At 45.0% G+C, this 15,296-nt stretch carries 15 protein-coding genes; 6 read left to right on the top strand and 9 right to left on the bottom strand.

The features are described 5' to 3' along the window. Positions 1 to 30: 30 nt before the first annotated feature. Positions 31 to 2,103, bottom strand: coding sequence for an ABC transporter ATP-binding protein (locus QUA36_RS00540; RefSeq protein WP_333454885.1), 2,073 nt, complete (start codon positions 2,101 to 2,103; stop codon positions 31 to 33). A gap of 209 nt (positions 2,104 to 2,312) precedes the next feature. Between QUA36_RS00540 and QUA36_RS00535 the strand changes: the two genes are divergently transcribed. Next, complete coding sequence (locus QUA36_RS00535) at positions 2,313 to 2,834, top strand: GNAT family N-acetyltransferase (protein ID WP_333454884.1); 522 nt, start codon at positions 2,313 to 2,315, stop codon at positions 2,832 to 2,834. A gap of 70 nt (positions 2,835 to 2,904) precedes the next feature. Here QUA36_RS00535 and QUA36_RS00530 read toward each other — a convergent pair whose 3' ends face one another. Further along, a complete protein-coding gene (locus QUA36_RS00530; RefSeq protein WP_333454882.1) occupies positions 2,905 to 4,239 on the bottom strand; it encodes a tetratricopeptide repeat protein in 1,335 nt (444 codons plus the stop codon). Between the two features lie 21 nt (positions 4,240 to 4,260). Between QUA36_RS00530 and QUA36_RS00525 the strand changes: the two genes are divergently transcribed. The 4 genes from QUA36_RS00525 to hisC all read left to right on the top strand — a co-directional run bounded on the left by QUA36_RS00525 (position 4,261) and on the right by hisC (position 8,331). Beyond that, positions 4,261 to 5,562 (top strand): esterase-like activity of phytase family protein, encoded by a 1,302-nt coding sequence (locus QUA36_RS00525; protein WP_333454880.1) that lies wholly within the window; start codon positions 4,261 to 4,263, stop codon positions 5,560 to 5,562. 105 nt (positions 5,563 to 5,667) lie between these two features. Then, positions 5,668 to 6,522 (top strand): alpha/beta hydrolase, encoded by an 855-nt coding sequence (locus QUA36_RS00520; protein WP_333454878.1) that lies wholly within the window; start codon positions 5,668 to 5,670, stop codon positions 6,520 to 6,522. After that, positions 6,519 to 7,232, top strand: coding sequence for a glycerophosphodiester phosphodiesterase family protein (locus tag QUA36_RS00515; protein WP_333454876.1), 714 nt, complete (start codon positions 6,519 to 6,521; stop codon positions 7,230 to 7,232). Before QUA36_RS00520 ends, QUA36_RS00515 begins: the two co-directional genes overlap by 4 nt. A 52-nt stretch (positions 7,233 to 7,284) precedes the next feature. Continuing rightward, the gene (gene hisC / locus QUA36_RS00510; protein ID WP_333454874.1) at positions 7,285 to 8,331 is read left to right on the top strand and encodes a histidinol-phosphate transaminase; all 1,047 of its coding nucleotides are present in this window, start codon (positions 7,285 to 7,287) and stop codon (positions 8,329 to 8,331) included. Between the two features lie 89 nt (positions 8,332 to 8,420). Here the strand turns inward: hisC and QUA36_RS00505 are convergent, their stop codons facing one another. The 7 genes from QUA36_RS00505 to QUA36_RS00475 form a co-directional block, all read right to left on the bottom strand. Then, positions 8,421 to 8,774, bottom strand: a complete 354-nt coding sequence (locus tag QUA36_RS00505) for a type II toxin-antitoxin system VapC family toxin (RefSeq protein WP_333455096.1) — start codon at positions 8,772 to 8,774, stop codon at positions 8,421 to 8,423. Positions 8,775 to 8,881: 107 nt separating this feature from the next. Next, positions 8,882 to 9,199: an antitoxin family protein gene (locus tag QUA36_RS00500; protein ID WP_333159877.1), complete on the bottom strand. Its 318-nt coding sequence runs from the start codon at positions 9,197 to 9,199 to the stop codon at positions 8,882 to 8,884. 46 nt (positions 9,200 to 9,245) lie between these two features. Then, on the bottom strand, positions 9,246 to 10,046 hold the full coding sequence (locus tag QUA36_RS00495) for a class I SAM-dependent methyltransferase (protein ID WP_333454872.1): 801 nt from the start codon (positions 10,044 to 10,046) through the stop codon (positions 9,246 to 9,248). 144 nt (positions 10,047 to 10,190) lie between these two features. Continuing rightward, positions 10,191 to 11,831 carry a 2-isopropylmalate synthase gene (locus tag QUA36_RS00490; RefSeq protein WP_333454871.1) on the bottom strand — a complete coding sequence of 547 codons (1,641 nt, stop codon included), beginning with the start codon at positions 11,829 to 11,831 and terminating at the stop codon, positions 10,191 to 10,193. Between the two features lie 200 nt (positions 11,832 to 12,031). Further along, positions 12,032 to 12,553 carry a LabA-like NYN domain-containing protein gene (locus tag QUA36_RS00485; RefSeq protein WP_006633075.1) on the bottom strand — a complete coding sequence of 174 codons (522 nt, stop codon included), beginning with the start codon at positions 12,551 to 12,553 and terminating at the stop codon, positions 12,032 to 12,034. Between the two features lie 336 nt (positions 12,554 to 12,889). Next, the gene (locus tag QUA36_RS00480) at positions 12,890 to 13,540 is read right to left on the bottom strand and encodes a response regulator transcription factor (protein ID WP_333038438.1); all 651 of its coding nucleotides are present in this window, start codon (positions 13,538 to 13,540) and stop codon (positions 12,890 to 12,892) included. Positions 13,541 to 14,189: 649 nt separating this feature from the next. Further along, positions 14,190 to 14,615 (bottom strand): ferredoxin, encoded by a 426-nt coding sequence (locus QUA36_RS00475; protein ID WP_333454869.1) that lies wholly within the window; start codon positions 14,613 to 14,615, stop codon positions 14,190 to 14,192. Between the two features lie 257 nt (positions 14,616 to 14,872). On the opposite strand from QUA36_RS00475, the gene groES reads away from it, so the two are divergent. Further along, positions 14,873 to 15,184 carry a co-chaperone GroES gene (groES, locus tag QUA36_RS00470; RefSeq protein ID WP_332945088.1) on the top strand — a complete coding sequence of 104 codons (312 nt, stop codon included), beginning with the start codon at positions 14,873 to 14,875 and terminating at the stop codon, positions 15,182 to 15,184. The last annotated feature ends 112 nt before the right edge of the window (positions 15,185 to 15,296 follow it).

Here is a 15,296-nt window from a genome sequence, read left to right as displayed (position 1 = left end):
CGTTGCCGAACTTCCTTCTTCCTTCAGATATTAACTTCCCAGCATTTGCAAATTGTACAAACTAGCATACAACCCTTCTAGCTGCAACAACTCTTCGTGGCTGCCAGATTCTACTAACTGCCCACGTTTGAGCACTAAAATACGATCGACATTTCGGATAGTCGAGAGCCTGTGGGCGATAATTATCGCGGTTCGGTCCACCATCAAACGCTCTAGAGCTTGTTGAATTAAAGCTTCCGTCCCCACATCCAAACTAGCAGTTGCCTCGTCTAGAACTAAGATACTGGGATTGCGAATGGCGGCGCGAGCAAACGCTAATAATTGCTTTTGTCCCCCCGAAAGATTCGTTCCCCGTTCCCGCAATTGCGTATCATAACCTTGAGGCAACTGTTCGATTAAACGGGCAACATTGGTCTTTTCTGCTGCTGCTTGAATTTCCTCAATCGAGTAACTTTCTCCCAGGCTGATATTGCTCTTCACGTCACCAGCAAATAGAAAGCCATCTTGGATAATTACGCCTATATGCCTGCGTAACTCTGCTTGAGGCAAATCCCGAATATCCACATGATTAACCAGAATCCGTCCTCGGCTAGGTTCGTAAAGGCGACAGAGAAGACGGATAATCGAACTTTTGCCCGCACCCGTGGGGCCAACTAATGCTACCTTTTCGCCGGATTTGATGGTGAAATTGAGGTTTTGCAGGACATATTCGTCTTTTTTGTAAGCAAACCACACGTTGTCAAATTGGATTTCTCCCGATTCTGAATTCTGCGATTTGGCATTTTCTCCCCCCCTTAGTAAGGTGGGGTTGGCGGGGGGTGATTGGGGATTGTTGGGCAATAAACGATATTCTGAACTTGCTGGATTTTGATAATTATCTGCTAATTCTCGATCGAACGGAGACAAGTTGTAAGCCGTTGCCTCTGGATGTCCAGTTATCAACAACGGTGAATAACCTGCCCTTCTTCCTTCTTCCTTCTTCCCTCTTCCCTCTTCCTTCTTCCCTCTTCCCTCTTCCTTCTTCCCTCTTCCTTCTTCCTTCTCCTCGCTGGTTGGATCTTTAATTTCGATCGGTTCGTTGAGGATATCGCTAATCCGTTCGACGGCGGTAAATCCTGCTTGAATAGCGGTGAATTTCTCGGCAAATTGCCGCAGCGGATCGAAGAGACGCTGAGCAAATAAAATGAATGCAGAGAGAGTACCGAAGTTAAGATTACCGGCTAAAACTCTTTGGCCGCCCATCCACAAAACCCCTGCAATCGCCACTAAAGCAATCCATTCTAATGTCGCAGATACGGCTGAGTCGTAAAATATAGTTTTGTCAACTGCTTTAATGTAGCGTTTATTGGTGACACGAAACAATTGTGAATTGAAGCTTTCGCGGCGGAATAGCTGCACTACGCCAATACCAGTCAGGTTTTCTTGCAGTTGGGCGTTTAGTTCGGAAAGTTCTTCTCTGGTATTGTAATTTGCTATGCGATATTGGTACTGGAAATAAACTATGACTGCGGTAATTGGTATCATCATCAGCACCAACATTAAAGCTAGTTGCCACTGCATGGTAAACATGAAAATGGCAATTACTAAAATTGAAAATAAATCGCTGACAATGCCGATCGCCCCTGAAGAGAAAACCTCTCCCAAAGCTTCTACATCGCTGGTGAGGCGAGTCATCAATTTACCGACAGGAGTGCGATCGAAAAATCTCACTGCTAGCGATGTGACGTGCGCGAACAAATCATTTCTAATGTCAGTAGTAATTATTTGCCCTACTTTGGTGACTAAATAGCCTTGAAGTGATTGCAGTGCTAATCTAAGTGTTATAGTTAGCATGAGCAAAATAGCCAAAATATTCAATGCAGCAGATAAAGGCACTCCCCGCAGGAATTCGTAGGTAGGTTCCGCGCGAATTACCGAAATTGCCTGTCCGATGAGAATGGGTTGAATTGCTCCTGAGACTGCTAGCGGTACTAATAGTACGATCGAAATAATCAGCAAGCGTTTGCTGCGGGTTGCGTAAGATGCCAACCTCATGAATAACCGCCAGTCTGTTTCCTGGCCGGATCTGTTTTTGGTGTCTGCTACTGGTGAGGAAATAGTCATTGATGGCAAAAACTGTACAATATATCTAGTTAATAATTGTAACAAATAGAATGAATATGTGGCACTAATATCAGTAACAGGCAAAATGCCTGTTTCACAAAGAGTGTTTTCTTGTAACAGCAGGTTGGCTGGAGGAACGAAACCCAACCAAAATGTTTGTAGGCAGACAAAACTGGTATTATAATCTACTGGTATAAGTTATATTTATCATGCAAGAAATAGAGACAGCCCGATTGTATCTGAGACAATTTACGCCAGACGACTTAGATGAGCTGTACCGCATCTACAGTGATGCAGAAATAATGAAATACTTGAGAGGAGTTAAAACTAGAGAAGAAACAAAAATCGCCATTCATACCATGCTCAAACGTTGGGAAGAAAACAACTTCGGAATGTGGGCTGTAGTACATAAAATAGACCGTAAAATGATTGGTCGCTGCGGACTGGGTTTTCTGGATCAGACACCGGAAGTTGAGCTAGGCTATACCCTCGACAAAGTTTATTGGAATCAAGGATTGGCGACTGAAGCATCTCTTGCTAGTCTAAACTATGGATTTGGAATATTAAACTTGGAGAGAATAGTTGCGATCGCCCGCCCAGAAAATATCGCCTCCCAGCGGGTGATACAGAAAGTTGGTATGAAATATGAAAAAAATGCTCGTTATTACGAAACTGATGTACTATATTACTCTATCTCGCGAGAAACCTACGAGTCTAAAGTAGTTTTGTAGGGTGTGCATTGCACACCTTACTGCATTTAAATTACTCACATTGCAAATTGGCCTTATTGCCTGCTGAAAACTACGAAGTTCTTTGCAATTGCTTGTTAACTTTTTGAATTTTCTTAGCAAAATACTCTTGTCTGTGTCCCAATCTTTTAGCCACGTCCAACCCTTTTTGATAGGATTCCAAAGCTTTATCGTAAGCCTTCATCTCTTGATAAACTTGACCGATATTGTCATAAGTGTTCATCAATCCGTAGAAATTGTAAGCCCGCTCTTCTAACAGCAACTGCATTTGATAAATCCGCAAAGTAGGCTCCCACTGCTTTTGCGATCGATAAAGTAAAGCTAATTTATCCAAAGCTTCGCTAGCTTGGGCATACTGTTGAATGGGGACGGCTAAATTGTAGGCTTCCTGATAGTATTGAGCGGCTAAATTGATTTGACCTATGGTTTGGTAATCACTAGCGATCGCAATTTTGAGCGGTGGTATAGCGCTGGGATTTTGCAGGTTGACATACACTGATGCTAGTTTTTCACGGGCGGCGATCGCCTTTAGGGGTTGTTTTGACTGTTGGTAAACGTAGGCCAACTGTCTTAGAGCATCTACCTCAGTTGGAGGAGTTACAGGCTGCGGCGGCGCACCGTTTCCCGCAACAACAGCAGAATTTTGCACAGCAGAATTAGCAGCAAATAAATCGCGGTTTTCCTGAATTAAAGTTGCCAATTCTTCATACACTGGAGCAGCTTTATCGTAACTCAACCAATTGATGTGAATTAGCCCGATCGCCTTCAAAATCTGACCTTGGGCCAATATATCTTGGTTTTGGCGCGCATTTTCGAGAATTTCTTGGTAAACTTCTACAGTCGGCCCTTTAGCGCGCACCTGCTGAAAAGCCGCAGCGAAGGCGGGGAGCAACTCAGTATTAAGTGGTACTTGGGATTTGACTTCTTTTTGAATTGCTTGCAACCGTTTAGTAATAAGCTGTAGTTCCAGGTTTTTACCGTTACTCCAAGCAACACTTCCCACCCGACTCAAAGCAGCAATTTCCGCCGCCGGCCCCAGATACCTCCGCAGCCGCAATTCTCGGAACCAAATTTCAAAAGCACCAGCCCCATCTCCAGCTTCCAGTTTAGCCGCTGCTTCTAAGTTTAACTGTTCCAAAGCCGCTGTCAGTTCGTCCCGCTGAGTGCTGCTCAAAGATTCGTTAGCGGGAGCTAGGGGATCGGGTGTGGTAATTTCTAGAGGATTAGGGGAAAATTGATCGAGGCCTGGTGGATTAGTTTGGGCGCTAGCAATAGAACCCGCACACAGCCACAAGAAAAGCAAGCACCCAATTGGCACAGAACTTCTCATTCTCAAAATTTGGTGGCCGCGATTCGGCATCTTTTCTGGAAACATCAAGTTTTGCATATCTACAAAACGGTATAAATTATGTCACAAAGATGGCACAAAAGCAAACTGTTCAACGAGAGCAACAAAATAAATGTCACCGCACTGAGCAATTATTGGGATTTAAAGATGCTGGGCGATCCTCTTCGTTGGCGTAGCCCCCGTAGGGGCGGGCTTCGCCAACGCATTTTACGCTTATTCAGTCTAGCCCTAATTCTCTTAACTGTTTGCACAGCTTGCGCCCCCCCTCCCGTAGTTGCTAGAGACCGCTCTTTTCCAGAAATGTCTCTAGAATTTTTGGGCGAATACCAATTGCCAAAAATCAATTTTGAAGGAGTACCAGTCGGCGGTTTGTCAGGAATTACCTACGATCCCAAAGGTATTAGCGCAGTCACTTCCAAAGCTTATCGCTTTTACGCTCTTTCCGACGACCCCAGCGAAAACGGAGAAGCGAGATTTTACAGTCTCCAACTCGACCTCACATCAAGTGACCCCGGCAATATTCGCCTGAAAAAAGTTACCGTTGACGGCGTTATCTCCCTCAAAAAAGCAGACGGTGAAACCTTCTCTTGGGGTTCCATCAATCCCGAAGGCATCGCCCTTTCTCCCCGCAACTCAGTATTTGTCGCCAGCGAAGGCGTTACTCATGTTGGCATCCCTCCTTTTCTCGGAGAATTTGACCTTAAAACAGGGCAAATGCGGGGAAATTTGCCAATACCAAAGCGCTATATTCCAGATACCAGCGATGAAAAACAGCAGCAAGGAGTGGTAGACAATTTAGGTTTTGAATCTTTAACCATCGACCCAGAAACATTTAGTCCAGGCGGTCTCGATCCGTTTCGTTTGTTTGCAGCTACGGAAGCGCCGTTAATGCAAGATTTAGACCCAGAACAGGCAAGTAAACTGCGTCTTTTACACTATATCATCGTCGATAAAACGCCGCAATTAGTCTCAGAAAATCTTTACAATCTCGACCAAGTTCCCATGACTATTTTGAACGGTTTAACAGAATTAGTAACTGTCGGTGGCGGTCAGATTCTGAGTTTAGAACGTTCTTTTGGGCTGTCGGGATACAGCGCTAGGATTTATCAAGTAGCGGTTGGGGCGGCTACAGATACTTCGAGAATTCAGAGTTTCAAAGGACGAGTGGCGGTCGAACCTGTTAAGAAAAAGTTGCTGCTAGACTTAAGCCAACTCGGAATTCCGCTTTACAATTTAGAGGGGATGACTCTCGGCCCGCGCTTGCCAGATGGCAGCCAGAGTCTAGTTTTGGTCAGCGATGACAATTTTGATGAAGCGCAGAAAACTCAGTTTATCTTGTTGAGTTTGAAAACCCAAAATTAGTATGAGGATGCCTTATTTTTTAGTCAGCGAAGGCGGACTTCGTTTGTAGATGATCAGCGGTTTCAACCGCCGAGTGTTCAACAAAGTAATTAACTACCGCTAGTCATGCCAACACGCAACACTTTGCACTTACCAGAAATCGAACTTTCATACCTAGAATGGCAGCCAGAAACAGGGAAAGACAAAGTTCCGCGTTTGCTGCTGTTACACGGTTTAGCAGATAGTGCGTCTGTCTGGACTAGCTTCGGCAATTACTTGTCCAACCGCTATCATATTGTAGCGCCAGATATGCGCGGTCACGGAGAAAGTGGCAAACCAAAAACAGGCTATACTTTTGAAAGTGCGATCGCAGATTTAGAAGCTTTGATGGCACATCTCAACTGGTCAGACGCCCACATTTTAGGACATTCTTGGACGGGCAAACTAGCAGCGATTTGGGCTAGGCAAAATCCCGATCGCTTTTGCAGTATGATTTTAGTAGACCCCATCTTCATCACAAAACTGCCCGCCGCGATGAAACTCACCCTGCCAATTGTTTACCGAAAATTAGACTGTCTCAAATGTGTGGGGCCGTTTGCGACTTTATCCCAAGCAGAAGCAGCAGCAAAACAATCGGGAGAATTCGCAGATTGGAGTGACGTGCAGCAAATGGTATTCCAACACCAAATCGAACAAAAATCCGACGGAACTTGGGGCAGTAAATTTGCGATTGCAGCCAGAAATCAGATATTCGCAGAAGTGATGAAAGTTGCCGGTTTAACTGAAAATATTGAGATACCAACTTTGTTTGTACAGCCGGAAAAAGGCGTAAATCGCATGGCTTGGCAAATGCAGCCATACAAAAGATACTTGAAAAATCTTACCGTTGCAAAAGTACCGGGTAATCACTGGTCTTTTTTGACTCAACCGGAAACTTTTAATCAAACTGTGGCAGAGTTTTTAGAGGGCACAAGACAGTGAATTTAGAAATTATTGCACATCGGGGATTTTCGGCGATCGCCCCGGAGAATACTTTAGCAGCTTTTGAACTGGCGATCGCCCGTGGAGCTCATTCGATCGAATTTGACATCCAGCTATCCGCCGACAACGTACCAGTGATTTTTCATGACGCAACATTAGATAGAATCACTGGAGTTTCTGGCAAAGTTAGGGAAAAAACTCTGTCTCAATTGCAGACACTTAATGCGGGAAAATGGTTTAGCGATGAATTTTCACAAGAAAAAATTCCTACCTTAAAAGAATCATTAGCTATCCTCAAAAATGTTGACAAATTTCTTTACTTTGATGTCAAGCCGCACTGTGAGTGGTCTGATTCAGATGTCGCTGATTTTGTCAATACTCTGAAGGGCGAAGAAATCCAACATAAATGCGTTATTACCTCCTTTAACGATGGATTTCTGGAACAAGTGCGGCGGCTATCTGCCGATTTGGCGATCGGACACATTGTTGCTAATCTAGAAGCATACAAAACTCAATTTGCTCAAGCTGTGGCGCATCAGGATAATTTGATTAGCAGTCTGTATCGCGTGTTGCTGGAAAACCCCGCACTAATTCCAGAAAGCCGGAGTCAGGGAGTTGACATTGTGGCCTGGACGGTGGACGATCGAGCCGATATGCAAAAGTTAATTGATTTGGGTATAACGCGGATAGTCACTAATTGTTTGATATGATATTTTTAACCGCAGATGAAGGCAGATAAACGCAGATAAACGCAGATAATAGATGAATTACTTTCGCAAAAACATCCACGAAATGTCTGGCTATGTGCCGGGGGAACAGCCACCGCTAGGCACAAAAATTATTAAACTAAATTCTAATGAAAATCCCTATCCGCCTTCTCCCAAAGCGTTAAAAGTGCTTCAGGAAATAGACGGAGAAATGCTGCGCCGCTATCCAGATCCAACTGGCAAAAGTTTCCGCGTTGCTGCTAGTAAAGTTTTTGGAGTTGCTGATGATTGGATTGTTGTAGGTAACGGCAGTGACGATTTATTAAATTTGATAGTTCGCGCTGTGGGCGAATCAGGGAAACAGATTGTTTGTCCTGCGCCTACCTATGTATTGTACCGCACTTTGGCAGCTATTCAAGATGCAGAATTTGTTGAGGTTCCTTATCCCGACGACTACAAGTTACCAGTCGATTTGCTAATAGCAGCCCAGGGTGCAGTGACATTTTTAGCTTCGCCAAACAGTCCATCGGGAACAGCCATATCTGTTGCAGATTTGGAGAAACTGGCTAAAGAGTTATCGGGCATTCTTGTGATCGACGAAGCTTATGTAGATTTCGCCGAAGAAAATGCTTTGAACTTGACAAAAAAGTACAGTAATGTTATAGTTTTGAGGACGCTTTCAAAAGGTTATTCCCTCGCAGGATTGAGGCTTGGTTTTGGTATAGCAAATCCGGCGCTGCTGGCAGAATTAAATAAAATCAAAGACAGCTATAATGTGGATGCTTTAGCCTATGCAGTGGGGGCGGCGGCGATCGCAGATCAAGACCACAAAATAGCCAACGCCGAAAAGATTAAGGCTTCGCGAGCAAAACTAGCCGTTAGTTTCCAGGAATTAGGCTTTGAAGTTTGGCCCTCGCAAACCAACTTTTTGTTAGTTAGGCCACCAAGCGGCGATGCAGAAAGAATTTATCAAACACTGAAAGTACGGGGAATATTGATTCGATACTTCAATCAGCCTCGATTAGAAGACAAATTGCGGATTAGTATAGGTACGGAGGAACAGAATCAAATCTTAGTTAAAACTTTGAAAGAAATTCTCTAAATAACGATCGCACTCAAATTAGTTTCTTGTGATGACTTTAGTTTTCTGATTTGTATGAAGACTTGCATTCCTCACTACACACAGCTTGATTACGGATAATTATTAGGATTGTCAATCGCCAACCCTGCCGACTGAGCAATATCCAGCAATCTGTTGTCCGCAGAAACAAAAATTAGTTGAGTTTCTGGCATTGATGTTAAAACAGATTGAACGCGCAAAGCAGCAGCCAATTGCACAGCATCGTAAGCCCGCAGTGGATGTTGCATCACCAATTCGCCCGCTGTTTCTACCAAAGTGCGATCGACATCTATGACTCGGTATTCATTTTCAAAATCCTCCCTAACTTTTTGCACAATTAAATCAAAACGCTCCGCAGACAAACTTCTATCCCGCAGACGGCGTGCAAAAGCGCTGTGTACCTCCACCCAAGTAATCTGGCTAATAGCTAAATGGTTATCTGTAGCAGGATCGGTAATCTATAAAATCCAGTCACTGCCTATTTCCGGCACGTATCGTTTGACTAAAGCGCTAGTATCCAGAAAATAAGCATTTACCACGGGCCACGATCCTCGATAACGATTTCTGAAATAGGCTTACCTGGTAGCGGTTCCATTTTTTGCATCAATTCGCGCCACTGCTGCGCGCGCTTGATTAATTCTGCTCGATCGAGCTTACCCTGTTTCTTTGGCAAACGCACCAATCCCCGTACATCCATCAACTTAATCGCTTTTTCGCGATCGCCCTTGAGTTCTTCCGGCGACACTTCCGCTACAATTGTTATTTGCACAGTTTCCCCATCATTCAATGACAAAGGACTCAAGGGACGAAAAACCCCGTTTTCGTAGATAGCAGTAATAGTTTCTGGCATAATTAGCCTCTTAATTAAATGCTTTGACTTATTCTACTTCTTTTAATTACTTCGTTGCCACCACAGCCAAATTCCAAGCCAAGCGCTTCATCAAAGGCAACTTTTTCAAAAAGCCATCCAACCCTTCTAATCGAGAGTATTCCGGTTTCAATCTCTCTTGTTCAATGATAATCTTTTTCCAGTAACGCTCCTCATTTGGATGCACTTTTTCGATCAAATAAAAGCGCAAAAAAATCCACAGCGATGTCAGCCAAAAGGCATCATAAGCCGTCTCCGAAAACAAAGACTTGATAAAATTCACAATATTAATATCCAAAGGAGTTTCATCCTCCGTCCGCACCTCAGTAGCCATCCTGCGGTAAACATTAATCACCGGATTGTGCTTCATCGGGTCCCAAAAGCAAGCTTTGCCCCCAGGCTTTAGGACTCGGTGCATTTCGCGAATTGCCTTTTCAGGTTCCGGTAAATGGTGCAACAAATTAGAAGCATAAACAATATCAAAACTATTATCCGGGAAATCCAGCGCCATTGCATTCACCGTGCAGCCCTCTATTTTGACGCCGTTTTTCTCTGCCAATTTCAGAGCAACTTCTACCATGCCCTGAGAATAGTCTGCCGCCACACAATGCGCGCCTTTTTTAGCAAAATAAACGCTGTTTTCTCCCGCCCCGCAGCCTAAATCTAAGAGGCGTTTGCCTGTAATATCGCCCATCTGTTGGAGAATAAATCTATTTTCAGGGGCGGTGCAAGCTTCAAAGTAATCATTGACTCGAATGCCGTCAATATCGATTGTGGATGCCCAAGCATCGTGGAATTGTCGCTCTTTTTTTAAAGTTTCTTCTTGCATTTTTTAGGGTTTGTTGTTGCTAAAAAAGATTTTAATTTTTAACCGCAGATGAACGCGGATTAACGCAGATTTATTTAGATCTATCTGCTGTTATGTGCGTTCGTCTGCGGTTTGTTTCAAGAAAAATGGCTGACAGTAAATTTATCAGCGCTGTGCTTCTGCAACAACTTGATTTCCGATCGGAGTTGGTTTTTCGGAGGCTTTTTCAGCACTATGCTGCAATGCCTGATACAGCCGATTTAAAGCGCTGATGTAAGCTTCTGCGGAGGCTACGATAATGTCGGTATTTGCTGAGTGACCGGAAAATACTTTCCCTTCGTGGCGCAAGCGAATTGTTACTTCGCCGATCGCATCTATTCCCGCTGTCACCGACTGTACAGAAAACTCGATCAACTCGTTGGGTACGTTTACCACCCGGTTAATTGCTCTGTAAATCGCATCCACAGGCCCGGTGCCGATCGCAGCATCGGTCAATTCTTCGCCCGCCGGAGTCCGCACGGTTACGGTTGCTGTCGGGCGAGATTTGTCGCCACAGGAAACCTGCACCAATTCTAACCGGAATAGTTCCGGTGCTTGGTGCACTTCGTTGTTGGCGATCGCCTCTAAATCCCAATCAGTAATCTCTTTTTTCTTGTCCGCTAAATCTTTAAACTTGACAAAAGCCTTATTTAGCTCATCGTCGGCCATTTCAAAACCCAACTCTTTCAAGCGAGTGTGGAAAGCGTGGCGCCCCGACAATTTACCAAGCACGATTTGATTTTCAGTTAAGCCGATCGACTCAGCGTCCATAATCTCGTATGTCCGCTTATTTTTCAGCACCCCGTCTTGGTGAATTCCCGACTCGTGAGCGAAAGCATTTGCTCCGACAATCGCCTTATTTGGCTGCACCAACATCCCCGTCAAATTGGAAACCAAGCGCGACGTTTTGTAAATTTGGCGCGAGTCAATATTTGTCAGCGGTTCCTCAGAATCCGCAGGCCGGCCCAAGAACGGATTATAATATTGGCGTCGCACGTAAAGCGCCATTACCAACTCTTCCAGAGCCGCATTTCCCGCCCGTTCGCCAATCCCGTTAATCGTGCATTCTAACTGTCTGGCGCCATTTTTCACAGCTTCCAAAAAGTTAGCAACAGCCAATCCTAAGTCATTGTGACCGTGCACCGAAATAATTGCGCGATCGATATTCGGCACATTTTCCTTAATTCCCCGAATCAAAGCCCCAAACTCGCTCGGAGTCGTGTAGCCTACAGTATCGGGAATATTAACAGTAGTCGCACCGGCGGCGATCGCCCGTTCTAGAACCTGATATAAAAACTCCGGTTCCGATCGACAAGCATCTTCCGGGGAAAACTCCACATCATCCACAAAAGACTTAGCGTAAGCCACCATTTCCGGCACAATTTCCAGAATCTCAGCCCGCGTCTTTTTCAACTTATGCTCCAAGTGAATATCAGACGTAGCCAGAAACGTATGAATTCGCGCATTGGCGGCTGGTTTCAGAGCCTCTGCTGCTCTTTTAATATCCGGCTTTCTCGCCCGTGCTAAACCGCAAATTGTCGGCCCATGTTCCGTGCCAACCGATCGGGCTATTTTTTGGACTGCCTCGAAATCTCCCGTGCTGGTGAAAGGGAAACCCGCTTCAATCACATCCACGCCCAATCTAGCTAACTGGCGAGCGATCGTCAGCTTTTCATCAACATTCAGAGATGCACCCGGAGATTGTTCTCCGTCCCGCAAAGTCGTATCGAAAATAATAATCCGGTCTTGACTTGGTTGAGTTTTCATAGCTCTAAAAAGTGTTTTCCTGATTTTTACTTGTCCGTTTTTCTGGATTTTAGCCTCCAGTCACCAGTCTCGTGTCTCGCGCCAATAACGAATAATTAATAACCCATAACCCATAACTACTGACTAATGACTGCTGACTAATGACTAATAACTAATGACTAATGACTAATGACTAATGACTAATAACTAATGACTACTGACTAATAATCCATCTTCTCGATATGTTCCCTAATTTCATTTAGGTCTATATACCTATCTGTAGCATTTCGTAACTCTCTAGCAATCATTCCTTCGGTTGATACCACAGTAATATGAGTATTTTTCGAGCGGAGTAGCTCGATCGCCCTCTCAAAATCCCCATCCCCGCTAAACAGCACAACTTGGTCGTATTGATCCACGGTATTAAACATATCAACCACAATTTCTATGTCTAAATTAGCCTTTTGAGAATATCTGCCCGAAGCATCGTCGTAATATTCCTTAAGAATTTTAGTGCGAACCGTGTAACCTAGACTGATCAAAGCATCTCGAAATCCCCTTTGATCTTGGGGGTCTTTCAGACCCGTATACCAGAAAGCATTGATCAAGATGACATTCGGCTGCGAAGTTTTGAAATATTCGAGCACCCTGCGAGGATCAAAAAACCAACCGTTCTTTTGTTGAGCGTAGAACATATTGTTCCCGTCCACAAAAATAGAAAGGCGGTTCATTAAGTTTGTCATAGAAACTTAGACCTAATAATTGTAGAAAGAAGTTAATCTAAATATCACATTTTAGCAACATGGAGCTAACTGAGGCAATAGATTAGACTTCAGAAAACTCCATCTCCCCAGTATTTCATATTTTCGGCTCTACCGCCAGAGGGTTCTTTTAAACCTGCTTGCATTTGAGCGAGGGACCCTCACAAACTATACGCCTAGTAACTCAATACCGGCTGGCGTGTCAAGGTTAATGGCGCCTTCAAACTACCGCCGTACAGCCGTACCGCCAAGCAGGCATACCGAAGCGCATAGCAGTAGATTTTGCTCCCCTGATTTCCTAGCGCAGACTACCTCGGCTCAAGCCTTTTTGCTTTCAAGAGCCCAGCGAGCTAACTCTGTCCGGTTGTGCAGACCTGTTTTGCCGAGCATATTGCTGACGTGGCTTTCGATAGTCCGCTGGCTGACATTCATCACGTCTGCGATTTGGCGGTTTGCCATACCCTGCGCTAGCAACTGTACCACCTTTAACTCAGTGGGAGTCAATTCGACATTGCGGCGCGCCTTAATTTTTGGGCCACTCTCCATACCGGGATTTGAGTGGCGAATCAAGCGGGATGCTGCTTTCAGAGAAGATTCCACTTGGGCTACCAGTTCTTCAGGTTCAAAAGGCTTGACTATATAAACATCAGCCCCAGTGCTCAAGCCTTTTACTCGGTCGGAACTTTGACCTTTTGCGGACAAGAAAAGAACCGGAATCCAGCTCGTGCGCGGGTCTTCTCTGATGTGTTTGACTAAAGTGTAGCCGTCCATTTCCGGCATCATCACGTCGCAGATAATCAAGTCGGGAACTTCTTGTTCTAGTTTTTCCAGAGCGTCTCTGCCGTTTTCTGCTGTAATGACGTTGTAACCCCGAAACTCCAAGTAGTCCTTGACCAGCAAGATCAAATTGGGGTCGTCGTCAACCAGCATCAGCCGTTTTTGCTCTCCTGAATTATTGTCCTTTGTCATGTTTATTCCCGCTAAAGTATCCCGCACACTTCCTTGTTTTCACTTCTGTTTTTTCCGTCAGTCCCCCGCCACCCGGCTGGGAGTGGAGGACGACGATCAACTGAAGGGATGGCGGTGAGGGAAAGCGGGGCGGGTATTACCGCTTTCCAACCTATAATTGACGGCTGTTTGTGAGTGTCTTACGACATGGAATGCAGCCCAAACCAGTAATGGACGATCGCCCTATCAAGATCAGCCTTGATTGATTGGAGACTCCCTAACAGAGCCCAAGTTAAATATTTAATCTCGATCGGTTCAATTTCAGGTTAATGCCCCGGTTTTAAATGATACTTCTGATATAGAGAAATTTAAGCAGGCTCCCTACTTACGTATTTAACTGTTTCTAGTGTAGTTTGGCAACCTGCTTAGTGTCGGCCACTGTGAAATTTTTGCACAAAATTTCACAGTTCCTCCGATCTATTTTTGTTACTGTACCTTTTGAGAAACACAAGGAACACGGGAAGCCGCACAGGGAAGACAAGAACCTAACTATAGTTTTATTGAGCTGTAGCAGGTGCGATCGCCCGGACGCCAAACTGTCTCAATTTCTCACCCTTAACCTTAAATTTAACACTTTACCTATAACCCTGTACTTTAAACAGCGCTATACTTAAATGTTTGGCTGGGCCTCAGCAGGCACAGGCAAAGGATGAGTCAAGAAAGCGTATTCTTGAACGACCTTGGAGTTGAGGAGATGTTCCTGAATAATTCTCTCAATGACGGGGGGAGTAACGTCGCGATACCACACTCCGTCTGGATAGACTACCATAATCGGGCCAGACGCGCACACTCGCAGGCAATTGGCTTTCGTGCGAAAGACACAGGTTGGTCGATCGGCACTGGGCTTGTCCAACCCCAATTCTTGCAAGCGTTTTTTTAAGTAATTCCACGCCTCCAGACTGGTTTGCCGATCGCAGCACTTGGGCACGGTTTGGTCGGCACAGATAAAAATATGTCGCTCGATTTGATCGATTCCCAGGCTTTGGACGCAAGCGCGCAAGCCTTGGCTGCAAGATTCCTCGTTATTTTCTGTCATTGTCTTCATCAATCAAAAGTAATTGGTTAGCGGTCTAAAGTCATCACCCCAGCCCCCACTCTCCCCTCTCCTTCCCTCCAACTCAGCCTCGGTTCGGGAACCCGTACTGACAACTAAGTTGCGATCGACCCTGACTAAAGCTAAATTAGCACTCAGGAGTCGAGAGTGCTAATATGTCAGTTGTAAGCAGTCGGCTGTTGCTTTCATAGCGACCCTGACGGCTGACTGACTAGGATCTGTAATCTGGAGATTTATTTATGGCAGCAGTATCACTGAGTGTTTCTACCGTTAAACCATTAGGCGAGCGCGTGTTCGTAAAAGTAAGCGCTAGCGAAGAAAAAACCGCCGGCGGCATCCTTCTGCCCGACACAGCTAAGGAAAAGCCCCAAGTAGGCGAAGTCGCGGCCGTGGGCCCTGGCAAGCGCAATGACGACGGCACCCGCATTGAAATGGAAGTCAAAGTCGGCGACAAAGTTCTCTACTCGAAGTACGCCGGCACCGACATCAAACTCGGCACAGACGAATACGTCTTGCTAGCCGAAAAAGACATTCTGGCGATCGTTAACTAATTAATCATTAGTCATCAGTCCTTAGTCATCAGTCATTAGTTTAAAGCGAACGCCGCCAAACAACTAATGACACGGGACAAATGACTAAAATCCATCATCCCCAATCCAAAAT

Source organism: Microcoleus sp. Pol10D4, assembly GCF_036701555.1.
Classification (GTDB): Bacteria; Cyanobacteriota; Cyanobacteriia; order Cyanobacteriales; family Microcoleaceae; genus Microcoleus.
This window is presented reverse-complemented; position numbering and strand designations above follow the sequence as displayed.